This is a genomic window from Kitasatospora sp. A2-31 (genome assembly GCF_022288725.1).
Lineage (GTDB): Bacteria > Actinomycetota > Actinomycetes > Streptomycetales > Streptomycetaceae > Kitasatospora.
On record NZ_JAKNTA010000005.1, the window covers coordinates 543575 to 570004 of the forward strand.

The following is a 26430-nucleotide window of genomic DNA, read 5'->3' on the forward strand; positions in this document are numbered from 1 at the left end:
CAGAACAGGAGCCCCGCCGTGGCGAAGAAGCCCCCGTCCTTCCCGTTCACCGAGCAGGACCTCGCCCGCTTCCGCGAGACCCAGCAACTCGCCTACCACTGCGCCGAGCAGGTCGCCGCCTGGATCGAACCCGGCGTCACCGAACGGCAGGCCACCGCCGAACTGCGCCGCCGCCTGGTCGGCGCGGGCGTGCAGGACTTCTTCCACGTCCCGTTCGCCTGGTTCGGCGACCGGACGGCGTTCCGGCACTTCCACACGCCGCTGCAGTTCTTCGCCGGCGGCCGCCGGCTGGAGGAGGGCATGCCCTACGTGCTGGACTGCGCGCCCGTGGTGGACGGTTACACCGCCGACATCGGCTACGGCGGCAAGGTCGGCGAGAACCGGGTCTGGGACCGGCTCGCCGCCGACCTCCGGGTCTACCGCGAGCTGATCCTGGCGGAGGTCCGCGCCCGCAAGCCGCTGGACGAGGTGTACGCGGCCGTCGACGCGCAGATCGCCGCGCACGGTTACGACAACCGGCACCAGGTCTACCCGGGCCGGGTGATCGGCCACCAGGTGACCCGGATGACCGCCCGCGGCCCCGCCGGGGTCAACCTCTTCGGCTTCGGGGTGCGTACGCTCCAGACCCTCGGCCGCGAGCTGATCAGCGAGCGCCTGCACGGCCGTTCCCCGCTCTGGGCGGACGGCCGGGCGTCCCGGCACGCGCCGACCCCGGGCCTGTGGGCGGTCGAGCCCCACATCGGTTTCCGCGAGGTGGGCATCAAGTTCGAGGAGCTGCTGGTGGTCACCGAGGACGACGCGTACTGGCTCGACGACGACCTGCCGCACGTCCGGCGCTGGAGCGCGGCGGAGAGCACGACCGCGTCCGTCCCGGCCGGGGCCGGGACCGCCCGGGAGGCGACCCGATGACGACGACCCCCCGCCGCCGGGTCCACTCCGGCGGGCTGCCGCTCGCCGTCTTCGAGGAGGGCGACCCGTCCGGGCCCACCGTCCTGCTGGTGCACGGCTACCCCGACACCCACGCGGTCTGGGACGACGTCGCCGCCGACCTGGCCCGCGACCACCACGTGGTCCGCTACGACGTGCGCGGCGCCGGCGAGTCCGGCGTCCCGTCCGCCCGCGAGGGCTACCGGCTCGAGCAGCTGGCCGCCGACCTGTTCGCCGTCGCCGACGCGGTCAGCCCGGACCGGCCGGTGCACGTGGTCGCCCACGACTGGGGCTCGTTGCAGTCCTGGGAGGCCGTCACCGCGCCCGGCGCCGAGCAGCGGCTCGCCTCCTACACCACGATGTCCGGACCCTGCCTGGACCACATGGGCCACTGGTTGCGCGACCGCCTGCGCCGGCCCACCCCGCGCCACCTCAGGCAGCTGCTCTCCCAGGGCGTCCACTCCTGGTACATCACCGCCTTCCACCTGCCCTACCTCGCCCCCGGCCTCTGGCGCCTCGGCCTGGCCCGCGCCTGGCCGAGGGTCCTGCGGGACCTGGAGGGGGTCACCCCGCGCCCCGGCCACCCGCAGCCCACCCTGCGGCGCGACGCCGTCCGCGGCATCGAGCTGTACCGGGCCAACATGCGGCCCGCCCTGCGCAACCCGCGCGAGCGGCCCACCGAGGTGCCGGTCCAGCTGATCACCCTGACCGAGGACCACTACGTGGGCGCGTTCCTCTCCGAGGGGCTGGAGCGCTGGGTGCCCAGACTCACCCGCCGCTCGCTGCACGCCACCCACTGGTCCGCCCTGCTGGAGAAGGGATCCACCGTGGCCGGAATGGTCCGCGAGTTCACCGCCGCCGTCGACGCCGGGCGGGCGGCCGAGGCGGCCGCCGCCGGCCGGCTGGTCGTGGTCACCGGCGGCGGCAGCGGCATCGGCCGGGCCACCGCCCTGGCCTTCGCCGAGGACGGCGCCCGGGTGGTGGTCTGCGACCTCGACCTCGCGGCCGCCGAGCGCACCGCCGAACTCGCCTCGCTGATCGGTCCGGCGGCTCACGCCTACCAGGTCGATGTGAGCGACGGCGACGCCGTCGACGCCTTCGCCAAGGAGGTCGCGGCCGAGCACGGGGTGCCCGACGTGGTGGTCAACAACGCGGGCATCGGCCACTCCGGGACGTTCCTGCAGACGACCGCGAAGGAGTGGCAGCGCGTCCTGGACGTGAACCTCTGGGGCGTCATCCACGGCTGCCGGGCCTTCGGCACGCTGATGGCCGACCGCGGCGCCGGCGGCCACATCGTCAACGTCTCCTCCGCCGCGGCCTACCTGCCGTCCAAGGCGCTCACCGCCTACGCCACCAGCAAGGCGGCGGTCTTCATGCTCTCCGACTGCCTGCGCGCCGAACTGGCCGGCCACGGCATCGGGGTCTCCACCATCTGCCCCGGCATCGTCAACACCAACATCACCCGCACCTCCACCTTCTCCGCCACCACCGCGACGGAGCAGGCCGCCAAGCAGGCCCGCGCCGCCAGGCTCTACGCCCGCCGGGGCTTCCCGCCCGAGAAGGTGGCCGCCGCCATTCTCGACGCCGTCCGTACCGGCCGCCCCGTCGTCCCGGTCACCCCCGAGGCCAAGGCCGCCCGCTTCCTGAGCCGCCTCTCCCCGGGCCTGCTCCGCCTGGCGGCCCGCCTCGACGTGACCTGAGCCGACGGCCCGTGGGCCTGCGATATCGAATAGGCTGGAGTTTGATATCGCAGGCCGGCTGATCTGGGAGGCCGACCGTGGCCCGTACCGTGATAGACGTCAACGACGAGCTGCTGGCCGAGGCCGCCGAGATCTTCGGCACGACGACCAAGGTGGCGACGGTCAACGCCGCCCTTGAGGACGCGGTCAAGCGCCGCAAGGGCAGGGAGTTCCTCGCCTGGCTCGCCGAGGGCGGACTGCCCGACCTCACCGGACCGGTGGACCAGGGTGAGTGAGCGCTTCCTGATCGACAAGTCGGCCTTCGCCCGCTACACGAAGCCGGCCGTTCGGGCCGTGATCGACCGACTGTTCAACGAAGGGTTGCTCGCGCTCTGCGGCGCTGTCGAGCTGGAGATCACGCACAGCGCCCGGTCCAAGACCGATGCCGACCGGATCCGCGAGGGGTTGCGCGGCTTCGACTGGTTGTCGACGCCCGACGAGGTGTGGGACCGCGCCGTCGAGGTCCAGGCGCTCCTCACCTCCGCCGGCCACTGGCGGGCGCTGTCCGTGCCCGACCTCGGCATCGCAGCCGTGGCCGAACGCCACGGCTGCACCGTCCTGCACTACGACGGCGACTACGACATGATCGCCGCCGTCACCGGTCAGTCCACCCGCTGGGTCGTCCCGCCCGGCACGGCTGACTGAGTTCCGGGGGCGACGGCGGTCGGGCTGACGCCGGGGTGGCTGCGCTCGGAGACGGTGGTGGAGCACTTCGGCGTCACCGAGGGGACCTGGCGCGGGGCCGTCGAGCCGGATCGCCGCAGTTCGGCGGCGGACCGAGGGGTGCCTGGATCCGGCGAACCACCGCTGACGCCGCACGCCCCGGGCGCGGCAGCGGCCGTTCGGCGCCCGGGGGTGGTACCCAGGAGGTCGTCACCCCGAGCGACCGAAGGAGTGCCCATGGCCACCGGGACGGTCCAGTCCTACAACGTGCACCACGGCTACGGCCTGATCACGCCCGACGAGGACGGGCCCGCGCTGTACGTGTACTTCGACTCGATCGTGGGGGAGGGCGAGCGCGCGCTGACCGAGGGCCAGCGGGTCGAGTACGACGCTACGGAGCAGGAGGGCCGGGCGGTGGCCGAACGCGTCCGGCCCCTCTGAGCGGGGCGGGCCACCCGGCCGGGGACGGCTCGCACCGGACCGGGTGAGCGGTGCGGTGGAGGCCGGTTTCGGAGTGAGGGCTCGCCGTCCCGGACTGACGCGGACCCGGCGGCTCTCGCCGGCCCGGCCGATTGCCCTCAGCGGCCCATCCGGTCCAGCCCGGCGCGCAGCTCGTCCGGATTCATGCAGAGGTGCATGTCGACGTCGGCGTTGAACTCCAGCCAGAACGGCTCGCAGATGGACGGGATCGAGGCCGCGTCCGTGACGTCGACGACGACGATCTGGCACCGCCGGCCGTTGCGGGCGAAGGCGTAGGCCGCCTCCGGCCGGAGGTCGGACATGATCCGCTCGAACCGCTCGCGGATCGTGCCGTCGGTGATCAGCGCGTTGGTCGTCTCGGTGTCGAGCTCGATCTCCAGCAGGGCACGCATGACCGCTGCTCCTTCCCCGGGGCTCACGGTGAGTCCGCCGGACTCCAGCGTCAGGCCGCCGGCAGGGGCCCGCAATGCGACCCGGTGTTCGCCCGAGGCCACCGGCGAGTCGACCGGGGCAGGCTGCGCCCGTCGTCACCCGGGCGGGGTCGCCGGCTGGCGACCGGGTCCGGGCCGGGGCTGCACTGGACTCGGCCCTCCCCGGCGACCCGCCGGCCCAGTGAGCAGGAGCAGCAGCCCATGGCCGTCATCGTGGTGTTCGAGTTTCCCGAGGTCACCCAGGCGCAGTACCAGGAGAGCGTCGACCGGCTGACCGGCGGGGCGGGGCTGAACTCGCCGTCGGACTGGCCGGTGCGCGGGCTGGTCCTGCACACGGCGGGCCCGACGCCGGGCGGCGGGTGGCACGTCACCGACGTGTGGGAGTCCAGGGAGACCTTCGACCACTTCGCGGCGGTGCTGATGCCGATCTTCCAGGAGGTCGGCATTCCCACCACCCCGCCGATGATCTGCGAGGCCTACGACGTCGTGACCTGACCGGCGGTCACCCGCGCGGCGGCGCCGCCGCGCCTCGCCGACCCGGCCCGCGCCCCCCGGCGCTCAGGCCGCGTGCGGCCGGGGATCCCGGGCGGCCGGGCCTTCAGCGGCCTCGGCCGCGCGCTCCGCGTCGTGGTGGATGGGTCCGTCGCCGGCGCTCAGCGGCAGGCAGCTGCCGCCCCGCCGGTGGGCGACGATCTCCGCGGCGACCGAGACGGCCGTCTCCTCGGGGGTGCGGGCGCCGAGGTCCAGACCGATCGGCGAGCGCAGCCGGCCGATCTCGGCCCCGGTGAGGCCGGCCTCGCGCAGCCGGTCCAGCCGGTCGCGGTGGGTGCGGCGCGAGCCCATCGCCCCGACGTAGCCGACCGGCAGCCGCAGCGCGCGCTCCAGCAGCGGGATGTCGAACTTGGCGTCGTGGGTGAGCACGCAGAGCACGGTCCGGCCGTCGATCCGCTCCAGCTGCGCGTCCAGGTAGCGGTGCGGCCAGTCGACGACGACCTCGTCGGCGTCCGGGAACCGCTTGCGGGTGGCGAACACCGGGCGGGCGTCGCAGACGGTGACGTGGTAGCCGAGGAACTTGCCGATCCGCACCACGGCGGCGGCGAAGTCGATGGCGCCGAAGACCAGCATCCGCGGCGCGGGCACGTAGGACTCGACGAAGACGGTGACGGTGCCATGCTCGTGCTCGTCGCACGGACGGCCGTCCAGGCCGAGGACGACCTGGCCGGTGCGGCCGGCGTCCAGCATGGCGCGGGCCTCGGCGACGACGGCGCGTTCGAGGCTGGCCACGGTCGTCGGTGCGGGGGAGAGGGCGCCGTGGTGGGTGTCGGCGGTGACGGCGACGGTGGCGCCCAGCAGGCCGCCGGGGCCGGCGATGACCCGGGCGAGGGCCACCGGGGTGCCGGAGGCGATGTAGGCGATGCCGGCGTCGAGCGCGGGGTCGGTGCCCGGGACGACCGGCTGGACGAAGACGTCCAGGATGCCGCCGCAGGTCAGGCCGACGGCGAAGGCGTCCTCGTCGCTGTAGCCGAACCGCTCCAGGACCGGCTCGCCGGACTCGATCGCGGCTTGGCAGAGCTCGTACACGGCCCCCTCGACGCAGCCCCCGGAGACGCTTCCCACGGCCTCGCCCGCCGCGTCGACGGCGAGTGCGGCCCCCGGATCGCGCGGCGCGCTGCCGGAGACCCCGACCACCGTGGCCACGGCGAAGGAACGCCCGGACGCGTGCCAGGCCTGCAGCTGCTCGGCGATGTCCTGCATGTCGGGGAGCTCCTTCAACCTCAACGGACGGAACGGGTGGTGCCGCCGTACGGGAAACGATCCCCGTACGGCGGCGGTGCTGCTAGTGCACGCCCAGCCAGGACTTGATCGGGGTGAGCGCGAAGTAGACCACGAAGACGGCGGTCAGGATCCACATCAGCGGGCCGGGCTCGCGCCACTTGCCCTGGCCGGCCTTGATGACCGTGTAGGAGATGACGCCCGCGGCGACACCGGCGGTGATGCTGTAGGTGAACGGCATCAGGACGCAGGTGAGGAAGGCCGGGATGGCGACCTCGCGGTCGGACCAGTCGATGTGCCGGGCCTGGCTCATCATCATCGCGCCGATCACGACGAGGGCGGCGGAGGCGACCTCGACCGGGACGATGCCGGCGAGCGGGGAGAAGAAGAGCATCAGGGCGAACAGGCCGCCGGTGACGGCGGAGGCGAGGCCGGTCCGGGCGCCGTCGCCGACGCCGGTGGCCGACTCGACGAACACGGTCTGCCCGGAGGCGCCGGCCAGGCCGCCGACCGCGCCGCCGGCGCCGTCGATGAGGAGCGCCTTGGAGAGGCCGGGCATCCGGCCCTGCTTGTCGGCCAGGCCCGCCTCGGTGCCGACGCCGATGATGGTGGCCATCGCGTCGAAGAAGCCGGCCAGCACGAGGGTGAAGACCGCGACGGAGGCGCTGATCGCGCCCATCCCCTGGCCGCCGAAGGCGCCGAACAGGTCGACGTCGCCGAAGAGGCTGAAGTCGGGGGCGGAGACCGGGCTGCCCGGCCAGACCGGCACGGAGTTCTTCCAGGCCTGGGCCGGCACGTCGGCGAGCTTGTTGACGACCACCGCCAGGACGGTGCCGCCGGCGATGCCGATCAGGATCGCGCCGCGGACGTTGCGGGCCATCAGCACGAAGATCGTCAGCAGGGTGAGGCAGAAGATCAGGACCGGCCAGCCGGCCAGCTCGCCGGTGGGCCCGAGTGACAGCGGGGTGGGGCCGCCGGTGTGCACGAAGCCGGCCTTGTAGAGGCCGATGATCGTCACGAAGAGGCCGATGCCGATGGTGATCGCGTGCTTGAGCGGCAGCGGGATGCCGTTCATGATCTTCTCGCGGAGGCCGGAGACCACCAGGAGCACGATCAGCAGGCCGTAGATGACGCACAGGCCCATGGCCTGGGGCCAGGTGGTGTGCGGGACGACCAGGGCGGAGACGGCCCCGGAGACCGAGAGGCCGGCGGCCAGGGCGAGCGGGACGTTGCCGACCACCCCCATCAGGATGGTGGTGACGGCGGCCGCGAGCGCCGTGGCGGTGGTCAGCGCGGCGTGGTCCAGCTTCACGCCGGTGACGTCGGCACCGCTCAGGATGAGCGGGTTGAGCAGGATGATGTACGCCATCGCCATGAAGGTGGTGACGCCACCGCGGAGCTCGTTGGCGAGCGTCGATCCCCGCGCGGAGATCTTGAAGTACGCGTCCAGCGCGTTCTTCGAAGGAGTCGCAGGGGCCGACGTGGGGGCGTCGTCCTCGGCGGGTCTGTCTTCAGTGGTGCCGGGCTCCGTGGGGATCCTGGTCATGTCCACTCCCAAGTGTCAAAGGGGGTTGGGGTGGGCGAGCCGACCTGACAGCCAGTCAACGAAGTTGGCACAGGGGGACGATTCGACTCACTGGGTGCACTCTGTGGCAGTGCCGGCAGTGCGAGGGTGGTGGGCACCGCTGCAGAGCCCCGGCGTGGGAGAGGCAGCGGAGTGATGCGTTCGCCTTGCTTCGGATGGTGCATGGGTGGTGCTTCTTCACTGCGTTCGGTGGTGCTGCCCCGGGGCGGCGGGGCTGTGGTCGCTGTTCTCCTCGCTCGCGCTCGGAGAACACGGTCGCCGCCCCGGGGAGGAGGTTCCGGCTACAGGGCTTCCGGGGCCTCGGTGGTCAGGTGCTCGGGCCGGACCGGGATCCGGTTGAGCGCCAGACCGGTGGCGTTGCGGATGGCGGCCACGATCGACGGCGTCGCGGAGACCGTGGGAGCCTCGCCGACGCCGCGCAGACCGTACGGCGCGTTGGGGTCGGGCAGTTCGAGGATGTCGACCGGGATCGGCGGGGTGTCCAGGACGGTGGGGATCAGGTAGTCGGTGAAGGACGCGTTGCGCACCTTCCCGTCCTTGACGATGATCTCCTCCATCACGGCCAGGCCGAGCGCCTGGGTGCAGCCGCCCTGGATCTGGCCCACCACGGAGAGCGGGTTGAGCGCCTTGCCCACGTCCTGGGCGGCGGTCAGCTCCACCACCTTGACGAGGCCGAGCTCGACGTCCACGTCGACCACCGCGCGGTTGGCGCAGAAGGTGTACTGCACGTGGCCGAAGCCCTGCCCGGTCTCCTTGTCGAAGGGGACGGTCGGGCGGTGGTGGTGCTCCCGGGTGAGGTCGATCGCCTCGTCGCCGAGCAGGTCGACCATGGAGACCAGCACACCGGCCGACTCCGAGACCACCTTGCCGCCGACCAGCGACAGGTCGTTGCGGGTCCAGCCGTAGCGCCTGCGGCCCTTCTCGATCAGCGCCTGCTTGACCGCCTCGGCGGCCAGCTTCACCGCGCCGCCGGTCATGTAGGTCTGCCGCGAGGCGGAGGTCGAACCGGCCGAGCCGACCTCGGTGTTGGCCGGGTGGATGGTGACCTGCTCGACGCCCAGCTCGGTGCGGGCGATCTGGGCGTGGACGGTGACACCGCCCTGGCCGACCTCCGCCATCGCGGTGTGCACCATGGCGACCGGCTCGCCGCCGATCACCTCCAGGCGCACCCGTGCGGTCGAGTAGTCGTCGAAGCCCTCGGAGAAGCCGACGTTCTTGATACCGACCGAGTAGCCGACGCCGCGCACGATGCCCTCGCCGTGCGAGGTGTTGGACAGCGCGCCGGGGATCTGCCGGACGTCCAGCTGGTCGAGGTCCAGCGGCGGCGGGAGCGGCATGTCCTTGACCCGCTGGAGCAGCTCGGCGACCGGGGCCGGCGAGTCGATCTGCTGGCCGGTGGGCATGTGGTCGCCCTCGGCCATCGCGTTCAGCTGGCGGAGCTCGACCGGGTCCATGCCCAGCTCGGCGGCCAGCCGGTCCATCTGCGTCTCGTAGCCGAACGCCGCCTGGACGGCGCCGAAGCCGCGCATCGCGCCGCAGGACGGGTTGTTGCTGTACAGCGCGATGGCGTGCATCCTGACGTTCGGGATCACGTACGGGCCGTGGCCGAGCGAGGCGGCGTTGCCGACCACGGCGGGCGAGGCGGAGGCGTACGCGCCGCCGTCCAGCACGATCCGGGCGTCGGCGAAGACGAGCTTGCCGTCGCGGGTGGCGCCGTGCTCGTAGGTCATCCGCGCCGGGTGGCGGTGCACGTGGCCGAAGAACGACTCGTCGCGGGAGTAGACGATCTTGACCGGCTTGCCGGTGTGCTGGGCCAGCAGGCAGGCGTGGATCTGCATCGAGAGGTCCTCGCGGCCGCCGAAGGCGCCGCCGACGCCGGCCAGCGTGAGCCGGACCTTCTCCTCCGGCAGGGCCAGCACGGGGGCCATCTGCTGGCGGTCCACGTGCAGCCACTGGGTGGCGATGTAGAGGTCGATGCCGCCGTCCTCGGCGGGCACGGCCAGCCCGGACTCCGGGCCGAGGAAGGCCTGGTCCTGCATGCCGACCTCGTAGGTGCCCTTGACGATAACGTCGGCCATCGCGCGGACCTCGTCCGTCACGCCGAGGCCGGAGACGAGCTTCTGCTCGTGGCAGATGTTGCCGTACCCGTGGGACTTGTACTCGTGCGGCTCGTGCACGTAGCCGTGGGTCTCCGGGTCGAGGCACTGCTCCTCGGTGGTGATCGGGGTGAGCACCTCGTACTCGACCTTGATCTTCTTCACCGCGCGGCGGGCCGTCTCCGGGTGGTCGGCGGCGACCAGCGCGATCGCCTCGCCGTGGTAGCGGACCTTGTCGATCGCCAGGGCCGGCTGGTCCTGGATCTCCAGGCCGTAGTACTTGGAGCCCGGGATGTCCTCGTGGGTGAGCACGGCGTAGACGCCCGGCACCTTGAGGGCCTCGGAGATGTCCACGCCCAGGATGTTGGCCCGGGGGTGCGGCGAGCGCAGCGCCATACCCCAGAGCATGTCCTCGTGCCACAGGTCGGACGAGTACGCGAACTCGCCCTTGACCTTCAGGTTGCCGTCCGGGCGCAGCGGCGAGCCGCCGATGCCGTCCTTGCTCGCCTGGTTGATGTTCTGGAGGTTCTTCTGACCCTGGATGGTACGAGTGCTCATTCCGCGGCCGCCTTCCCGGCGCACTTGCGGGCGGAGGCCAGCCGCACCGCGTCCATGATCTTCTCGTAGCCCGTGCAACGGCAGAGGTTGCCCGACAGCGCCTCGCGGATGTCGTTGTCACTCGGCTGGGCGTCCTGCTCCAGCAGGGCGTCGGTCTGCACCAGCAGCCCCGGGGTGCAGAAGCCGCACTGGACGGCGCCGGCGTCGACGAACGCCTGCTGGACCAGGCCCAGCTCGCCGTTCTCCTCGGCCAGACCCTCGACGGTGCGGACCTCGCGGTCCTGCACCTGGCCGGCCGCGACCAGGCAGGAGCAGACCGGCACGCCGTCCAGGTAGACGGTGCAGGAGCCGCACTCGCCCTGCTCGCAGGCGTTCTTCGAACCAGGCAGGCCGACCCGCTCCCGCAGGACGTACAGCAGGCTCTCGCCCTCCCAGACGTCGTCGGCCTCGACCGGCTTGCCGTTGGCGGTGAAAGTGACCCTCATGCCGCGCTCCTGATCTGCTTGCTGTAGTCGTTCCAACACCAGGTGAGGGTGCGGCGGGCCATCACGGCCAGCGAGTGGCGCCGGTAGTCGGCGGTACCGCGGACGTCGTCGATGGGGGAGGCGGCGTCCTTCACCAGCTCGCCGAACCGCTGGATCACCTCGGTGCCCAGCAGCTCGCCGGACTCCCAGAGCCCGCGCTCGGCGAGCACGCCCTGCAGGTACTCCTCGGCCGCGACGGCGCGGCGCGGCGTGGGGGCAGCCGAACCGATACCGGTGCCGACGGTGCCGTTCCTCGGGTGGAGGGCGAAACCGAAGGCGCAGACGGCGATCACCATCGCGTTGCGGGTGCCGATCTTCGAGAACTGCTGCGGGCCGTCCGCCACCGGGATGTGCACGGCCCGGATCAGCTCGTCGGGCTCCAGGCTGTTGCGCTTCACCCCGACGTAGAACTCGTCGATCGGGATCATCCGGGTCCCGCGCACCGAGCCGGCCTCGACGAAGACGTCGCGCCCGGCCGCCAGCAGCGCGGGGTGCGCGTCGCCGGCCGGGGAGGCCCCGCCGAGGTTGCCGCCGACACCGCCGCGGTTGCGGATCTGCGGGGAGCCGACGGTGTGGGCCGCCAGCGCGAGGCCCGGCAGCGGGCCGGACAGCTCGTCGATGATCCGGGTGTACGGGACGGAGGCACCGAGCCGGACGACGCTGCCGTCGTTCGACCATTCGGTGAGCTCGGTGATGCGGTTGAGGTCGAGAATCGCGGATGGCCGGTGCACGTCGAAGTTCATCTCGACCATGACGTCCGTACCGCCCGAGATGGGCAGCGCGGTCGGGTACTCAGCCTTCGCCGCGAGTGCCTCGTCCCAGGTAGCGGGCCGAAGGAACTCCATGCGGGTGTCTCCTCAAGTCGTTGCTGCCGGACGGTGGGCACAGTGCCCGCTTCCGGTGTTCGGACTGTGCTACTGCTTTGTCGCCTTCGCTTTGCGTCCTGGTAACCCGGGTGTGTCCGGCGGCGTGTGGCCAGTGAACCGCTGTGACCCGGCCCACTGGGAGTCACCGATGGCATGAAGCCCCGGCTGTGGTGCCGCCCGGCATCCTGTACGTTCCTCTAAGGAGGACAATCGCGCAGCCCAGCTGTTCGCGGGGCGCTACCTACGACCGTAATCCGGCCGTGATTCCCGAGCTACGGGCCCGTGATCCGGGCACCGTCGGTACGTAACACCGAGCACTGGTGTTCGGGCACACTGTCTGCCCGGACCGAGCGCTCGGGCCCCCCACCCTCACCCCCCAGCCCGTTAGGAGTCCCGGATGCGTGTCCGTGACCTGCTCGCCCCCGGAGCCCCGCGACTGCGCCTGCTCGCGGCGGAGGAAGAGCTGGACCGGCAGGTCAGCGGCGTCATGACCACGGACCTGCACGACCCCGGCCGCTACCTGCACGGCGGTGAGCTGGTGCTCACCGGCATGCTCTGGCGCACCGGCCCGGCCGACTCGGAGCGGTTCGTCAGGACGATCGCGGCCGGCGGCGCCGTCGCCCTCGCGGCCGGCGAGGCCGAGGTCGGCCCCGTGCCCGAGGACCTCGTCGACGCCTGCCGCCGGCACCGGATGCCCCTCCTGGCGGTACCTGACGACATCGCTTTCGGCACCGTCACCGAGTTCATCGGCCGGCAGGTCTCGGCCGACCGCGCCGCCGACCTGGCCGCCCTGGTCGACCGCCACCGCCTGCTGGTCTCCGCGGCCGGCGGCGGCGGGCTGGACGCCGTCCTCGACCTGCTCGGCGGCGACCTCGACCTGGACTGCTGGGTGCTCACCCCCACCGGCGCGGTGATCGCCGGCCCCGCCGACCGGCTCTCCGCCGAGGACCGCGACCAGCTGGTCCGCGCCCACCTCGGCGCCCAGCGCCAGCGCCGCCGGCCCCCGCACCGGGCCAGGCTGCTCACCGGCTCGTACTCGCTGCTGCCGGCCTCGGCCACCCCCGACGCCGAGGCGCCGCTCGCCGACTGGGTGCTCGCGGTGGCCGGCGACGTCACCGAGTGGACCACCAAGCGCCAGCAGCTCGCCGAGAACCTGGCCCGGCTGGTCGCCGCCGAGCGCCAGCGCCGCGACGAGGGCCGCCGGCTGCGCCGCCGGCTCGCCGACGAGGTGCTCACCCTGCTGCAGCGTGACGCTGACCCGGCCGAGATCAGCCGCACCCTCTACGCCTCCTCGGCGATGGCGGCCCGGTACGAGATCCCCGAGCCGAAGCCCCACGCGGCGGACGGCAACTGGCTGGTGCTCAGCGCCGAGGGGACCGGCCTGCCCGAGGGGGCGGTGCGCGCCCTCCTGGAGGAGGCCCTGGGCGGTGCCACCGACCGGGCCCTGGTCGCCGGCGCCGGCAGCGGCGCGGTCGTGGTGATGCCCGCGATGGACGCCGCCGTCCCCGCCGACACCCTGCGTGAGCTGCTCGCCCCGCTGGAGGCCGGCCTCGGCTCCGAGGGCCGGATCACCCTCGGCGTCTCCGCCCCCGCCCCCGAGGCCGGCGGCCTGCGCGGCGCCCTGGAGGAGGCCCGGCACGCCCGCCGGATCGCGGGTGCCCGGGTCGGCCGGGTCTGCGTCGCCGGCCCCGAGGAGCTGGCCTCGCACGTGCTGCTGCTGGCCGCCGTCCCGGACGAGGTCCGCCGCGCCTTCCGCAGCCGCCTGCTGGACAAGGTGATCGCCTACGACATCGAGCACCAGGCCGACCTGGTCCGGACGCTGGAGGCGTTCCTGCGCTCGGACGGCTCCTGGACGCGCTGCGCCGCCCAGCTGCACGTGCACGTCAACACCCTCCGCTACCGGATCGGCCGGATCGAGGAGCTGACCGGGCGGGACCTCTCCCGCCTGGAGGACCGGGTGGACTTCTACCTGGCCCTCGAACTGGCCTGACGTGACGGCGCCCCGCCGGCCGGTCGGCCGACGGGGCGCACTGCCTGCCCGGAGCCCCGCTACGGGTTGACGGGCAGGACGGGGGTGTTCACGGTCGGGATGCTCCAGCGCTGCGCCGGCGTGCCGTTGCAGGTGAACAGCTGGAAGACGGTGCCCGGGTTGCTGTTCGCCCAGGGGACGTCCAGGCACAGGCCCGACTGCGGGTTGTAGAGGCTGCCGTCGGCCCGGGCGCGCCACTGCTGGCCGCCTTCGCCGAGGCAGGTCCACAGGATGATCGCGGTGCCGGACGCGGTGCCGTTGCCGCTCGCGGCCACGCACTGGCCGTTGATGGTGAGCGTGCCGTTGGCGTTCAGGCTGAACCGCTGGGCGTCGGTGCCGTTGCAGTCCCACAGCTGCGGGTGCATGCCGTTGCCGGTGTTGTTGTCCGGTGCGTCCATGCAGCGGCCGACGTGGGTCGCGAAGCGGACCGGGCTGTTGCTGGTGGTCGCGGTGACCGCGGTGTTGTAGACGGCGAGGTTGCTGACCCGGCCGGTGAGGTAGTTGCTGCTCGCGTCGTTGTTGCGGTAGCGGCCGACGACCAGGCTGCCGGTCGCGGTGGGGCTGGTCGACGCGGCGTGCTGGGCGGTGCCGGCCAGGCTGCCGTTCACGTACAGGTTCATCTGGCCGGTGTCGGCGTTGTAGCTGGCGGTCAGCTGGGTCCAGGTGTTCAGCTGGTACGCGGCGGCCGGGCCCATGGCGGAGGTCCAGTCGTAGGGCCAGGCGTTCGACGCGTCGTTCTGGGCGATGGCGAACTTCCAGGTGCCGTGATCGCCGTAGATCATGAACGAGCTGCCGTGCGCGGTCTCCTGGCTGACGATCATGCCGGCGTCGTCCTTGGCCAGGTAGGCCCAGGTGCTGACGGTGAAGCTCTTGCGGGTGTCGACGGTGTACTTGGCGGTGAGGTCGGACTTGCGGGTGCCGTCGAAGGCGGCGACCTTGGTCGCGTGGCCGTCGACGGTGTCGTCGGTCCAGGCGACGCCGTTGGCGGTGCCGTTGTACCCGGCCGGGTTGGCGGTGGCGTCGCCGGTCAGCCGCCACTGGGCGTACGGCGCCTGGGTGGTGCCGCGGATGTGCTCGCCGGTGAAACCGTTGACCTTGCCGGAGGCGGTGGTGGCGGCCCAGACGTGCAGGTTGCCCGAGGCGTCGGCGGCCCAGAAGTCGGGCACCTGGTCGTCGGTGACGTCGCCGTCGGAACCGACCGTCGGGTAGCTCCCGGCGGTGATGCCGTAACCGATCCTGGTGGCCGGGTTGGCCGTGAGGGCGGTCACCGTGGTGGAGCCGTCGGGCCGTCCGGCGGTGGTCGGCGCGTACTGGAAGATGTCGCCGTTGGTCCGGTTGCGGACCCACAGGGCCGGGGTGGTGGCCGTGGTGGCGCCGATCGCCAGCGTGTTGCCGGGGACCATCAGGTCCTTGTCGTCCCAGCCGCCGGCCGAGACCAGGGACGGCGGCGCCAGGGTGTGGTTGGTCTTGACCGGGTAGAACCAGAGGCTGTCCGAGTCGATGGCGAACACGCCGGTGGCGTCGGTCACCCGGCGGCTCGGCGTGCGGGTGTCCTTGGCCGAGCCGATCGGGGTGATCTGGCGGGCCAGGGCCCAGCTGCCGCCGTCGTGGTGGCCGTTGCAGGAGGTGGCGTACGCGGTGTCGCAGTCCGGCCGGTCGACGGTGGTCGCGGTGCCGCGGGTGAAGCGGCCGGGGTCGGAGAGCGTGTCGGAGTAGTAGTACAGCGCGTCGTCGCCGTCGCCGGCGCCGGGCTTGCTCGGGTCCTTGTGGACGAACAGGTCGTCCAGGTTGGTGGTCGGGTCGAGCGAGCCGCGGTGCGAGACCCGGTAGTCCTTCCACGTCCGCGGGTTGGTCGGCGAGTCGTAGCCGGGTGCCTGGGCGGCCGGGGCCGCGGTGCCCGTGGGCGGCACACTGGCGTTGCCCGCGTCGGTGGCCCGGCCGTGCGTCACCAGGTTGCCGGCGGTGTCGGCCAGCAGGATGTCCGGGCGGGCGTCGCCGGTGGTGTCACCGAAGGCGACCGGGCCGGGCGCCCACGGGACGTAGAAGGCGTACGAGTAGGTCTGGGAGGAGTTCCCGGCCTCGTCGACGGCGCGGGCGTACAGGACGTTGGTGCCCCAGTGGGTGGGCTTGGTGGTGATGTCCGTGACCGCCAGGGAGCCGCCGGGAGCGCACGTGCGCTCCGCGCCGGCCAGCTGGGGGTCGTAGCTCCACTCGACGCAGGCCAGGCCGGAGGAGATCAGGCCGGCGCCCGGGCTGGGGTCGGAGGCGGTCACCGGGATGTGGCCGGTGTCGCCGAGCTTCAGCTGCGTGGTCCGGCCGTTGCCGGCCGGCGGGAACTGGGTGGCCGGGTCGGTGAAGGCGCCGAAGCCGAACACCGGCGGCGTCAGGTCGACCGCGAAGTGGCAGACGGTGCCGGCCGGGCCGCGCAGCAGGCCGTCGTCGCCCTGGGCGTACCAGCCGTAGTGGTGGCCGTTCTGGAGCAGCCCGACCGGCAGGTCGTACGCCGCCTCGTTGCCGGTGCCCACGAAGCCGGACCACCCGTTGTTCACGGTGTTGCCGCCGGTGGTGTTGTCCCAGATGCTGACGTACTCGGTCAGCTGGCCCTGGTTGGGGCTGCTGACGGTGGAGCGCAGCGTGGCGGTGGTGTTGGTGACGTAGCCGTACGAGGAGACCGGGACGTCGGCGCAGGCGTCGGTGTCCGAGGCGGTGACCCGGTGCGGGGCGGGGGTGACCCGCTCGTTGGTGGGCACCCGCGGCGGGAAGTCGTACTCGCTGCTCAGCGTCGCGTCGTAGGAGTACCGCTTGAAGCCCATCCGCTGACCGCTGCCCTCCTGGCCGAGGACGGCGAAGGCGAGCGGCACGCCGGTGTTGCGGATGCCGTCGCGCAGGGCGTTGGTGATGTTGAAGTCGATCGGGATGTCGTTGTAGCACTCCGACAGGGTGCCGTTGCCCGGCACGTTCTTCCCCTCGATCCACTCCCGGACCTGGTGGTTGCCCCACGACACGGAGGAGTCGAACTCCCGCGCCCGGTAGAGGTTGACCGGGTAGGTCGTGGTGCACGAGTGGTCCGAGGAGATGTACTGCTTGATCTGCAGGTTGGCGTAGTTGATGGTGGCGCCGGCGTAGCCGTTCAGGTCGAACTCGTACAGCGCCCGCTCGATGCCGTACGGGGACTCCCAGCCCTGGTAGCCCGAGCCCGGCCGGTCGCGGTCGTTGGAACCCGTGCGGTCGAAGTTGCCGGTGGTGCTGTGGGCCTGCATCACCCAGGCGTGGTGCTGCTTGCCACGGGCGTCCCGGCCCCAGGACGGGTCGACGTAGACCGGGTACGAGGTGCTGGGGCCGTCCAGCAGGTCGGGGCTCGGGGTGAGGGTGATCGCGCCCTCGGCCTTGCCGCCCTTGTCGTGGACCTCGGCCCCCGTGACCGGGATGTCCGCGACGGTGGCGAGCGAGCCGGGGCCGGCGGTGGTGCTCGGGGCGTCCGGGGCGGTGCGGGTCGCGGCGCTGGCCTCGGTGGGCTGCCCGGCGGGCGCCTCGGCGGCCTTCGGGGCGCCCAGGGCGCGGGGCGCCGAGCCGGCGAAGGCCTCGGCGGCGGACTTGGCGGCGGCCCGGGCGGCCGGCGTGCGGGCCTCCTTGGCCGACCACATCTGGGGGGTGGGGGCGGTGAAGACCGCCTCGCCGCCGGCGGAGGCGGTCAGCGCGCCCTCGGCGGTCTTGCCGAGCTCCAGCCCCTTGGTGGCGGTGGGGAAGACGAGGGTGCGCACGGCGGGGTTGGCGGCCGCGGCGGGGGTGCGCAGCACGACGACGGTCGTGTAACCGCCCCACTTGCTCGCGTTGACCTGCAGGTCGGTGTCCGGTGCGACGTCGCGGAAGAGTGCGCCGTTGCCGGTGAGCACCGGCGCGGGGAGCGGGCCGGGGAACGGCGAGGAGACGGCGAGCTGCCGGCCGTCCTGGGTGGTCATGGTGGCCAGCGGGCCGGTACCGCCGCCGGAGATGACCAGGTCGCCGCTGGCGACCGTGGGGGCGACGGTGCCGTCGGGGCGCTTGACGAGGGTGTCGTCCAGGGCGGCCCAGGAGCCGTCGGTCCGCTTGGCGCGCTGGGCCTGCTGGTGCTGCTCGGAGCGCAGCTTGCCGCCGGCGGTGGCGACCACCGTGGTGTACTCGTCGGTGAGTTCGGGGACGGGGACGTCCCTGCCCTCGCGCTTGGCGCGGGCGATGGCTTCCTGGACCTTGTCCGGAGCCGGCCGCGTGGGTGGCTTGGCGGCAGTGGCGCTCGGGGCCGGGGAGGGGCCGCCGGCGGCGTGGGCGGCGAGCGGACTGACGGTCAGCAGTCCGGTCACGACGGCGAAGGAGACCAGAGCGGCGGCGGGCCGTCCGGTCGACCGGACGGGTCTGGGTCTGGGTGTGGTGGGCATGGAGCTCCCCCGTGGTTCGGCGCGCACCGTTCAGGGCGGATACGCAGAGGTCAGGCGCACTGTCGCAGTTCTGACGGACTGCCGACAACGTGCGCGGATCGGGCTTGTCCGGGTTTGGATGCGAAACGGATCGGATGACCGGGCAGTGAGATGGGTCACTCGCCCCGGCCTCCGTCCGGGGTTGGCAGTGCCGGTCACCGGACTGCTAGGTTCCGCCTGCTTATTTCTGATGAGCATTCAAATACCTTTTGCACTCAACGGGGTGGGAACGTGTCAAAAACGGACAGACCGCAGCGCGGGAGAATTCCGTGGCGGTGGATAGCCGCGCCGGTCGCCTTCGCGGTGGCCGGCTCGCTGATCGGCCCGGCGGCGCAGGCCGCCCCCAAGCCGGACTTCTCCAAGGTCTGGCAGCCGCCCGGCACGCCGCTGCCCGGCAGTCCCTCGGTCACCGTGACGGACGCCGCCAAGGCCGCCGCCGTCGCGCCGCACTACCCCGTGCCCGAGCGGGCCGGCAAGGCGGCCGCCCCGGCCCCGGCCCAGCGCGAGTCGGCCACCGCCGACCTCGCCGGTGCCCGCCCGGAGGCGCCCGCGAAGGCCGGCCGGCTGCCGGTCTGGGTGGCGCCCGGGCCCGGCGCGGCCGCGACCGCCGGGACCCCCGCGGCGGTCACCGTCGTCCAGGGTGACGCGCCGAGCGCCCGCGCGGCCGGCGTGAACGGCCTGCTCTTCAGTCTCACCGCACAGCCGGCGACGGCGGCCCCCGCCGCCGCCCCCGCACCGCAGGACGGTGCCGCTCCGGCGCCGGTCCAGGTCGGCATGGACGTGGCCGCGCTGGACGCCGCCACCGGCGGCGAGTTCGCCTCCCGGGGCCGCCTGGTCACGCTGCCCGCGTGTGCCGCGACCACCCCGGACGTGCCCGCCTGCCAGGTCCGGACCCCGGTGGCGAGCCACTACGACGCCGCCGCCAAGCGCCTGGTCGCCGACCTCGCGCTGCCCGCCGCGCCCACGGCTCCGGCACCGGCTCCGGAGAAGTCCGCCGGCGGCGCCGTCAAGGCCGCCTTCGCCTCCGGTGCGCTCGAGGCCCCGGCCGCGGCCCCCGCCGCCGCACCGCTGCTCCTGGCCGCGGAGACCGCGCCGGCCGGCGGGGGCGGCGACTACGCCGCCTCCACGCTCAACCCCTCCTCGGCCTGGGCCGCCGGCAGCGCGTCCGGCGCGCTGAACTACAGCTACCCCATCCAGGTGCCGCCCTCGCTCGGCGGCGCGGCGCCCACCGTCGCGCTCGCGTACAACTCCTCGTCGGTGGACGGCAAGACCTCCGCCACCAACGCGCAGGCGTCCTGGGTCGGTGACGGCTGGGAGCTGAACCCCGGCTTCATCGAGCGCACCTTCAAGCCGTGCGACAAGGACGGGATCAAGGGCTCGGGCGACGAGTGCTGGGCGGGCTTCAACGCCACCCTCTCGCTCGGCTCGCACTCCGGCCAGCTGGTCCGCGACCGCAACGCCGGTTCGGCCGGTGCCACCACCGACGCCGCCACCGGCGTCTGGCACCCCAAGGACGACGACGGCACCAAGGTCGAGTTCGGCTCCGGCGCCGGCAACGACGCCCGGGACGGCGCCTACGCCAAGGTGACCGACAGCTCCGGCACGGTCTACTACTTCGGGCTCAACCACCTGCCCGGCGGCGACAAGAGCGACCCCGCGTCCAACTCCGTCTCCACCGTGCCGGTCTACTCGCCCAACAGCGGCGACCCCTGCTACGACTCGGCCCAGGGCAAGGCGTCCTGGTGCCAGATGTGGCAGCGGCTCTCGCTGGACTACGTCGTGGACCCGAAGGGCAACCTGACCACCTTCACCTGGTCCCCGGAGACCAACTGGTACGCCCGTGGCGGCGGCCAGAACAACGGCAACGGCACCCGCACCGCGTACACCCGGGCCAACCTCCCGGCCTCCGTCGCGTTCGGCCAGCGCCTGGACGAGCAGGTGGCCGCCAAGGGCGCCCTGCAGCCGGCCGCCAGGATCACCTTCACCACCGCCGAGCGCTGCCTCGACACCGCGAACTGCGACCCCGCCCAGCGCACCGTCGCGAACAAGAACAACTGGCCCGACGTGCCGGTGGACCAGGAGTGCAAGCAGGACGGCACCTGCACCCACTACGGGCCCAGCTACTTCACCACCAAGCGCCTGTCGGGCATCACCACCCAGGTGCGCGTCAACAACGTCTGGAAGGACGTCGACGCCTACGAGCTGAAGCACTCCTTCCCGGACCCCAAGGACGCCACCAGCCAGAAGGCGCTGTGGCTGGACTCGGTGAAGCGCACCGGCAGGACCGCGACGCCCGAGCTCAGCTCCCCGCTGGTCAGCTTCACCCCGGTGATGCTGCCCAACCGGGTGGACGGCACCGACCTGGTGCCGGCGCCCCCGCTGATGAACCGCCCGCGCATCCAGCAGATCCACAACGAGCTCGGCGGCGTCCTCAACGTCGACTACAACCTGCCGGCCTGCTCCCGGATCAACAAGGTGATGCCGGTCGCCGAGGACGACAACACCCTCGGCTGCTACCCCGTCCGCTGGCTGCCGCCGGGCTCGGTCGCCGACGCGACCCCGGTGCTGGACTGGTTCAACCACTACACGGTGGCCTCGCTGACGGAGAACGACACCGCCACCGATGCCCCCCAGAAGATCACCAAGTACGCCTACGAGCGGGCCGGCTGGCACCGCGACGACAGCGAGTTCACCGAGTCCAACGCGCGTACCTGGGGCGACTTCCGCGGCTTCGCGGCGGTCACCGTCACGGCGGGCAGCGGCAACGACGGTCCCCGGACGCAGACCCGCACCACCTACCGGCAGGGCATGGACGGCGACGTCCGGATCGGCGGCGGCACGCGCAGCGTGCACCTGACCGACGCGCTCGGCCGGGACGTCGTCGACGTCGACTGGCTGGCCGGCCAGGTCCTGCAGACCGAGGTGTTCGACCAGGAGAACGGCAAGGTCACCTCGCGGACCGTGAACGGCGCCTCCGGCGAGGTCGCCACGGCGACCCACCCGCGCGGCAACGGCCTGCCGGACCTCGTCGCGCGCTACACCGCGACCACCCGGACGGTCACCACCCAGGGGCTCAAGGCCGACCAGACCTGGCGCACCACCACCAAGACCACGGTCAGCGACCCGGCCCACCCGAACCGCACGAGCACGGTGCTCGACCAGGCCGACGGCCTGCCCGACCTGTGCACCCGCACCTCCTACGCCACCGGGCCCGACCCGCAGCGCACCGACCTGCCCGCCGAGACGCTGACCGTCTCCGGCGCCGGCGCGTGCACCGCCACCGCCGGCCCCGGCAACACCGCCTCCCGCAGCCGCGTGCTGTACGACAACCTGCCGTTCGGCCAGGCCGGGGCGACCGCCAACCCGAGCGGCGCCCAGGAGCTGGAGCGCTACGAAGCGGACGGCAGCGCCACCTTCACCGACACGACCAGCACCACCTTCGACAAGTACGGCCGGGTCGAGTCGGTCACGGCGCTGACCGTCAAGGACGCCCAGCACCCGGGCGGCGCGACCACCCGTACCAGCTACGCGGCAGCCGCGGCCGGTGAGCTGCCGTCCACGCTGACCTCCTCGGCGCCCGCGCCCGGCCTCAGCGGGGTCACCTGGGACACCGTCACCACGATCGACCCGCGGCGCGGCAACACGCTCACGGTCAAGGACCCGAACAACAAGACCAGCACGCAGGTCTGGGACGCCCTCGGGCGGCTCACCGGTGTCTGGCTCGCCGGCCGTACGCCGGGGGCCAACCCGAACCCGAACCTGAGCTACGCGTACAACCTGTCGAACACGGCCGGCTCGCCGTCCTCGGTGACGACGTTCGTGCTCAAGAAGGACCTGGCCAACCCGGTCCAGACCCGCAAGATCGACATTCTGGACGGCTTCGGCCGCACCCGGCAGACCCAGGCCTCGCCGGCCAACCCGGCCTACACCGGCCGGCTGATCACGGAGACCCTGTACGACTCGCAGGGCCGGGTGAAGACCGCCGACGCGGCCTGGTACAACAACGCCTCCGGCCCGACCGGGACCCTGGTCCAGGCGGCCGACTCGACCGTCCCGGCCCAGACCCGCACCACGTACGACGGCCAGGGCCGGGTCACCGTGGTGGCCTCCTGGTCGCTCGGCGTCGAGCAGAACCGCTCCACCACGGTCTACGCGGGCGTGGACCGCGTCGACCTCATCCCGCCCGCCGGCACCTGGCCGACCAGCGCCGTCTCCGACGCCCGCGGCCGCACCGTCGAGCGGTGGCAGTACAACACGCCCACCGCCACCGGCAACCGTGCCGACGCGGTGGTCTCCAGCTACGGCTACACCGTCGAGGGCAAGCCCGAGTCGCGCACCGACGCGGCCGGCAACCGCTGGTCGTACGGCTACGACCTGCGGGACCGCCAGATCTCGGCGACCGACCCGGACACCGGCACGGTCACCCAGACCTACGACCAGGCCTCCCGGGTGGCGACCACCACCGACAACCGCGGCCGCACGCTCGCCTTCACCTACGACCTGACCGGCCGCAAGACCGGCGTGTACGAGGGCAGCGTGGCCCCGGCCAACCAGCTCGCGGGCTGGTCCTACGACACCGTCGTCAGGGGCAAGCCGGCCTCGTCCACCCGCTACGTCGGCGGCGCCGCCGGGCAGGCGTACACCACGGCCGTGACCGGGTACGACGACGCCTACCGGGCCACCGGGGCCACCATCACGATCCCCGGTAGCGAGGTCGGCCAGACCGGCACCTTCAGCTACTCCGTGTCGACCGCGTTCGACAAGATCACGGGGAACGTGAAGTCCCGCCTGCAGCCCGCCGTCGGCGGGCTTCCGGTCGACGACTTCGCGTACTCGTACAACGACTACGGTCAGCTGTACAAGTACGCCGGTGCCACCACCTACGACACCCAGACCGAGTACGACGCCTTCGGGCGGGCCACCCGGTCCACCGTCAACCCCTGGGCCACCCAGGTCGTCGTCACCAACGACTACGACCAGGCCACCGGCCGGCTGCGCAACCAGTTCCTGGACAAGCAGACCTCCACCTCCGGTGCGGTCCAGCAGACCGGCTACACCTACGACGACTCCGGTCGCGTCACGTCGATCAGCACCACCCCCGACAACAACCCGGCCGCCCGCGACCTGCAGTGCTTCGGCTACGACAGCCTCGGCCGGCTGACCACCGCCTGGAGCGACACCGGGGGCGTCACCGTCCCGGACCCGGCCGAGCACCAGACCCCGGACCAGGGCCGGTGCACCAACACCACCCCGACCAGCGGCGCCGTCGCACCCGCGCTGACCACCGTCGGCGGCGGCAACCCCTACTGGCAGGAGTACGGCTACGACGTCACGGGCAACCGCACCCGGTTCGTCCAGCACGACACCGGCGGCGACGCCACCAAGGACGCCGTCACCACCCAGACGTTCCCGAACCCGGGGACCGTCAACACCGGCAACGGCAGCGGCGGTCCGCACGCGCTGACCGGCACCGGGACCAAGGTCGGCGCGAGCACGACGGTCTCCGGCAGCGACAAGTACGACGCCGCCGGCAACACCACCTCGATCTACACCTCCAGGACCGGCACGGCCGACCTCGCCTGGAACACCGAGGGCAAGCTCGACACCTTCGCCCAGGCCGGCCCGATCACCGGCATCGGCGGCAAGTGCCTGGACATGCAGGGCGGCAGCTCGGCCAACGGCACCCCGGCGCAGATCTACACCTGCGGCTCCGGCGGCGGCCAGCGCTTCGCGGTCAACGGCGGCGTGCTCAAGGCGTTCAACAAGTGCGTGACCGCGATGGGCACCGCGGCCGGCTCGCTCGTCCAGCTCCAGCCCTGCGACGGCGGCGCCGCGCAGAAGTGGACGGCCCGCGCCGACGGCACCGTCCTCAACCAGGCGGCCGCCCGCTGCCTGGCCGTCCCGGGCGACGTCACCACCAACGGCACCGACCTGGTGCTGGGCGACTGCGCCACGACCGTTCCGGCCGGCCAGAAGTGGACCGTCCCGAGCCAGGTCACCAGCTACGTCTACGACGCGGACGGCAACCAGCTGATCCGCCGCAACCCGGGGAAGACCACCGTCAACCTGGGCGGCGACGAGCTCACCTACGACACCGTCGCCAAGACCCTCACCGGCACCCGCTACTACCCGGTGCCCGGCGGGCTCACCATGGTCCGGGTCGGCGCCGGCGGCCTCACCATCCAGCTGGCCGACCACCACGACAGCGGCCTGCTGACCGTCGACGCCACCAGCCTCGCCGTCACCCGCCGGCCGATGGACCCCTTCGGCAACCCCCGCGGCACCCAGCCCGCGGCGGGCGTCTGGGCGGGTGACAAGGGCTTCGTCGGCGGCTCCAAGGACGACGTCACCGGTCTGACCAACCTGGGGGCACGGCAGTACCAGCCCTCCACCGGGCGGTTCGTCAGCCCGGACCCGCTGCTCGTCCCGGACGACCCGCAGCAGTGGAACAGCTACGGCTACTCCCACAGCGACCCGGTCAACCGCAGCGACCCGTCCGGCCTCTACGACCCGGACCTGCGCGAATGGCAGATGCAGCAGGAGCGGGCCGAGCGCGAGGCGCAGGCCACCGCCACCGGCGAGGAGGAGCCGGACCTCGGTTCCGACCCGGAACCGGAGGAGGAGAAGTGGTGGAAGGTCTGGACGCCGCGCCACGACACGGCCGTCCTGATGGCCACCGCCTACCTCAAGGCCCGGCACCCCTACAACGACTTCGACAACGACGTCTTCGTCCGCGAGGGTTCGGCCAAGGGCAACAAGAAGCCCGGCTACGCGGACATCGTGGAGTGGGGCAAGGACGAGGTCCTGGTCTGGGAGGTCAAGCACGAGGGCGGCGGCGCCGAGGACGCCGGACCGGCGCAGCTCGCCCGGTACATCCGCCAGCTGCAGGTCATGCTGATCGAGAACGGCGACCACCGCACCGTGAAGGCCGGTGGTGCGCTGGGCACCGAGCTGGGCCCCGTCCCCAACTTCGCCAACCCCGCCGAGTTCATCACGGCCAAGGACGGCAAGTCGGACGGCATCATCACCTACAGGTGGTCGAAGGAGGACACGCGCGGCGGCGAGCCCGATCCGGTGCCGCACCCCGTCCCGGTCCCGCAGGCCAGTCCGATCCCGCTGAGCGAGCGGGGGCGCAGGCCCGGCTGGACCACCACGCGTCCGATCAAGGGGGCGCCGGCCGCCGACGCCGCGCCGGCGCGGGCGATGCCCTACGCCACCACCCCGGGCGACGGCGAGGGCGGAATGGGAATCACCTGGGTGGCTCCGACCCAGCAGCAACAGACCAATATCCTGGTCAGCGTCGTGCTCGGTGGATTGTTGGTCATCGGCGCCGTCGCCATCGCCTAACTGACGGCCGTTCCAGGCCGGTCGAGAAGCAGCAAGGGACTTGTGATGCACACCATCCGATGCGAGATCGACACGGAGTACCGCGACGCCGAGGCGTTCGCCGGTCTCGCATGGCGCTGGTTGGTCGAGGGTGCGGAACGCCTGGAGGGGGAGTCCCTCCAGGCGGTCCTCGACTCCACCGGCCTCGTCGAGGAGTCCCTCACCAAGGCCGTCCCGTGCGGCCCGCCGGGCGCGCTCTGGGGCTTCCTCTCGGCGGACAGCGTGAACCGCAGGAACGGCCGGATCACCCACCGCAGCAAGGTGCTGACCCGGAAGAACCTGCCCCTGCTGCGCAAGTGGCTGGCCACCGACGTCCAGCTGGCGGAGGTCGCCCTCTACCGGCTGGACGCCGAGGGCATGCCGGGCGAGGCGCTGGTGCGCCTCAGCGTCGCCCGGGACGAGGACAGCGAGGACTGGATCCGGCTCGGTGCGCAGGCCCCCGAGGGGCGCTTCGCGCCGGCCGACCAGGCCCGCTGGACGGACCTGCTGCGCGATTTCGCGCAGGAGGTCGACCCCTCCTACGCGCAGATCGGCTACGCCCGGACCCTGGGCCGGACCGAGCACGAGGAGCGGGTCGGTCCGCCGCTGCCCGGCATGACGCTGCCGCAGTCGCGGCGGCTGCTGCGCGGGTACGAGTGGCTGATGGTCGTCCCCCGGGAGATCGCGCAGCAGCTCGGCGGTGCGGAGGCCATCCGCGCCGCCGGGTTCCACCGGGTGGAGGAGCTGCCCGGCGGCGCCGTCCTGCTCCAGGCGGTGCCGGAATTCGACGGCTTCACCGGTCAGGCGGTCGAACGGCTCTGGCAGGTGGTCAGGCCCGCGCTGCGCCCGGGGATGCCCAGGCGCTTCAGCGCGGACACCGAGGCCGGGGATCCGCCGAGCCGGATCTGGTACGCCGACACCGTCTGAGGACCGGAACGCCGGA

General features: G+C 72.7%; 16 protein-coding genes. 9 read left to right on the forward strand and 7 right to left on the reverse strand.

Features of this window, described 5'->3' with window-relative positions:
• The first annotated feature begins 18 nt into the window (after positions 1–18).
• From MCM47_RS17255 to MCM47_RS17280, 5 genes are all read left to right on the forward strand, one after another.
• On the forward strand, positions 19–909 hold the full coding sequence (locus MCM47_RS17255) for a M24 family metallopeptidase (protein ID WP_238862504.1): 891 nt from the start codon (positions 19–21) through the stop codon (positions 907–909).
• On the forward strand, positions 906–2627 hold the full coding sequence (locus MCM47_RS17260) for an SDR family oxidoreductase (protein ID WP_238862505.1): 1722 nt from the start codon (positions 906–908) through the stop codon (positions 2625–2627). The genes MCM47_RS17255 and MCM47_RS17260 overlap by 4 nt, the downstream gene beginning before the upstream one ends.
• 77 nt (positions 2628–2704) lie before the next feature.
• Positions 2705–2902, forward strand: coding sequence for a type II toxin-antitoxin system VapB family antitoxin (locus MCM47_RS17265; RefSeq protein ID WP_238862506.1), 198 nt, complete (start codon positions 2705–2707; stop codon positions 2900–2902).
• Positions 2895–3311, forward strand: a complete 417-nt coding sequence (locus MCM47_RS17270; RefSeq protein WP_238862507.1) for a PIN domain nuclease — start codon at positions 2895–2897, stop codon at positions 3309–3311. Before MCM47_RS17265 ends, MCM47_RS17270 begins: the two co-directional genes overlap by 8 nt.
• 255 nt (positions 3312–3566) lie before the next feature.
• Positions 3567–3770, forward strand: a complete 204-nt coding sequence (locus MCM47_RS17280; RefSeq protein WP_238862508.1) for a cold-shock protein — start codon at positions 3567–3569, stop codon at positions 3768–3770.
• A 137-nt stretch (positions 3771–3907) separates the two neighbouring features.
• Here the strand turns inward: MCM47_RS17280 and MCM47_RS17285 are convergent, their stop codons facing one another.
• Complete coding sequence (locus tag MCM47_RS17285) at positions 3908–4201, reverse strand: hypothetical protein (protein WP_238862509.1); 294 nt, start codon at positions 4199–4201, stop codon at positions 3908–3910.
• Between the two features lie 240 nt (positions 4202–4441).
• Here MCM47_RS17285 and MCM47_RS17290 point away from each other — a divergent pair, with 240 nt between their 5' ends.
• On the forward strand, positions 4442–4735 hold the full coding sequence (locus tag MCM47_RS17290) for a hypothetical protein (protein ID WP_238862510.1): 294 nt from the start codon (positions 4442–4444) through the stop codon (positions 4733–4735).
• Positions 4736–4798: 63 nt separating this feature from the next.
• Here MCM47_RS17290 and MCM47_RS17295 read toward each other — a convergent pair whose 3' ends face one another.
• The 5 genes from MCM47_RS17295 to MCM47_RS17315 all read right to left on the reverse strand — a co-directional run bounded on the left by MCM47_RS17295 (position 4799) and on the right by MCM47_RS17315 (position 11621).
• Positions 4799–5995, reverse strand: coding sequence for an XdhC family protein (locus tag MCM47_RS17295; protein WP_238862511.1), 1197 nt, complete (start codon positions 5993–5995; stop codon positions 4799–4801).
• A gap of 82 nt (positions 5996–6077) precedes the next feature.
• Positions 6078–7559, reverse strand: a complete 1482-nt coding sequence (locus MCM47_RS17300; RefSeq protein ID WP_238862512.1) for an NCS2 family permease — start codon at positions 7557–7559, stop codon at positions 6078–6080.
• Positions 7560–7879: 320 nt separating this feature from the next.
• On the reverse strand, positions 7880–10252 hold the full coding sequence (pucD, locus tag MCM47_RS17305; protein WP_238862513.1) for a xanthine dehydrogenase subunit D: 2373 nt from the start codon (positions 10250–10252) through the stop codon (positions 7880–7882).
• Positions 10249–10737 carry a (2Fe-2S)-binding protein gene (locus MCM47_RS17310; RefSeq protein ID WP_238862514.1) on the reverse strand — a complete coding sequence of 163 codons (489 nt, stop codon included), beginning with the start codon at positions 10735–10737 and terminating at the stop codon, positions 10249–10251. Before MCM47_RS17310 ends, pucD begins: the two co-directional genes overlap by 4 nt.
• Positions 10734–11621: a xanthine dehydrogenase family protein subunit M gene (locus MCM47_RS17315; RefSeq protein WP_238862515.1), complete on the reverse strand. Its 888-nt coding sequence runs from the start codon at positions 11619–11621 to the stop codon at positions 10734–10736. The genes MCM47_RS17310 and MCM47_RS17315 overlap by 4 nt, the downstream gene beginning before the upstream one ends.
• A 418-nt stretch (positions 11622–12039) precedes the next feature.
• On the opposite strand from MCM47_RS17315, the gene MCM47_RS17320 reads away from it, so the two are divergent.
• Entirely contained in the window at positions 12040–13632 is a 1593-nt protein-coding gene (locus MCM47_RS17320) for a PucR family transcriptional regulator (RefSeq protein WP_238862516.1), read from the forward strand.
• Between the two features lie 59 nt (positions 13633–13691).
• Here the strand turns inward: MCM47_RS17320 and MCM47_RS17325 are convergent, their stop codons facing one another.
• A complete protein-coding gene (locus tag MCM47_RS17325; RefSeq protein WP_238862517.1) occupies positions 13692–18083 on the reverse strand; it encodes a ricin-type beta-trefoil lectin domain protein in 4392 nt (1463 codons plus the stop codon).
• 342 nt (positions 18084–18425) lie between these two features.
• On the opposite strand from MCM47_RS17325, the gene MCM47_RS43285 reads away from it, so the two are divergent.
• Together MCM47_RS43285 and MCM47_RS17335 are read left to right on the forward strand one after the other, a co-directional pair.
• Entirely contained in the window at positions 18426–25469 is a 7044-nt protein-coding gene (locus MCM47_RS43285; protein ID WP_308222347.1) for a ricin-type beta-trefoil lectin domain protein, read from the forward strand.
• A gap of 45 nt (positions 25470–25514) precedes the next feature.
• Positions 25515–26414, forward strand: a complete 900-nt coding sequence (locus MCM47_RS17335) for a hypothetical protein (protein ID WP_238862518.1) — start codon at positions 25515–25517, stop codon at positions 26412–26414.
• The last annotated feature ends 16 nt before the right edge of the window (positions 26415–26430 follow it).

Excerpts from the sequence above, each read along its gene's own strand:
- MCM47_RS17260 (WP_238862505.1), top strand. The coding sequence starts at position 906 with ATGACGACGACCCCCCGCCGCCGGGTCCACTCCGGCGGGCTGCCGCTC.
- MCM47_RS17280 (WP_238862508.1), top strand. The coding sequence starts at position 3,567 with ATGGCCACCGGGACGGTCCAGTCCTACAACGTGCACCACGGCTACGGC.
- MCM47_RS17285 (WP_238862509.1), bottom strand. The coding sequence starts at position 4,201 with ATGCGTGCCCTGCTGGAGATCGAGCTCGACACCGAGACGACCAACGCG.
- MCM47_RS17290 (WP_238862510.1), top strand. The coding sequence starts at position 4,442 with ATGGCCGTCATCGTGGTGTTCGAGTTTCCCGAGGTCACCCAGGCGCAG.
- MCM47_RS17295 (WP_238862511.1), bottom strand. The coding sequence starts at position 5,995 with ATGCAGGACATCGCCGAGCAGCTGCAGGCCTGGCACGCGTCCGGGCGT.
- MCM47_RS17300 (WP_238862512.1), bottom strand. The coding sequence starts at position 7,559 with ATGACCAGGATCCCCACGGAGCCCGGCACCACTGAAGACAGACCCGCC.
- pucD (WP_238862513.1), bottom strand. The coding sequence starts at position 10,252 with ATGAGCACTCGTACCATCCAGGGTCAGAAGAACCTCCAGAACATCAAC.
- MCM47_RS17310 (WP_238862514.1), bottom strand. The coding sequence starts at position 10,737 with ATGAGGGTCACTTTCACCGCCAACGGCAAGCCGGTCGAGGCCGACGAC.
- MCM47_RS17315 (WP_238862515.1), bottom strand. The coding sequence starts at position 11,621 with ATGGAGTTCCTTCGGCCCGCTACCTGGGACGAGGCACTCGCGGCGAAG.
- MCM47_RS17320 (WP_238862516.1), top strand. The coding sequence starts at position 12,040 with ATGCGTGTCCGTGACCTGCTCGCCCCCGGAGCCCCGCGACTGCGCCTG.
- MCM47_RS17325 (WP_238862517.1), bottom strand. The coding sequence starts at position 18,083 with ATGCCCACCACACCCAGACCCAGACCCGTCCGGTCGACCGGACGGCCC.
- MCM47_RS17335 (WP_238862518.1), top strand. The coding sequence starts at position 25,515 with ATGCACACCATCCGATGCGAGATCGACACGGAGTACCGCGACGCCGAG.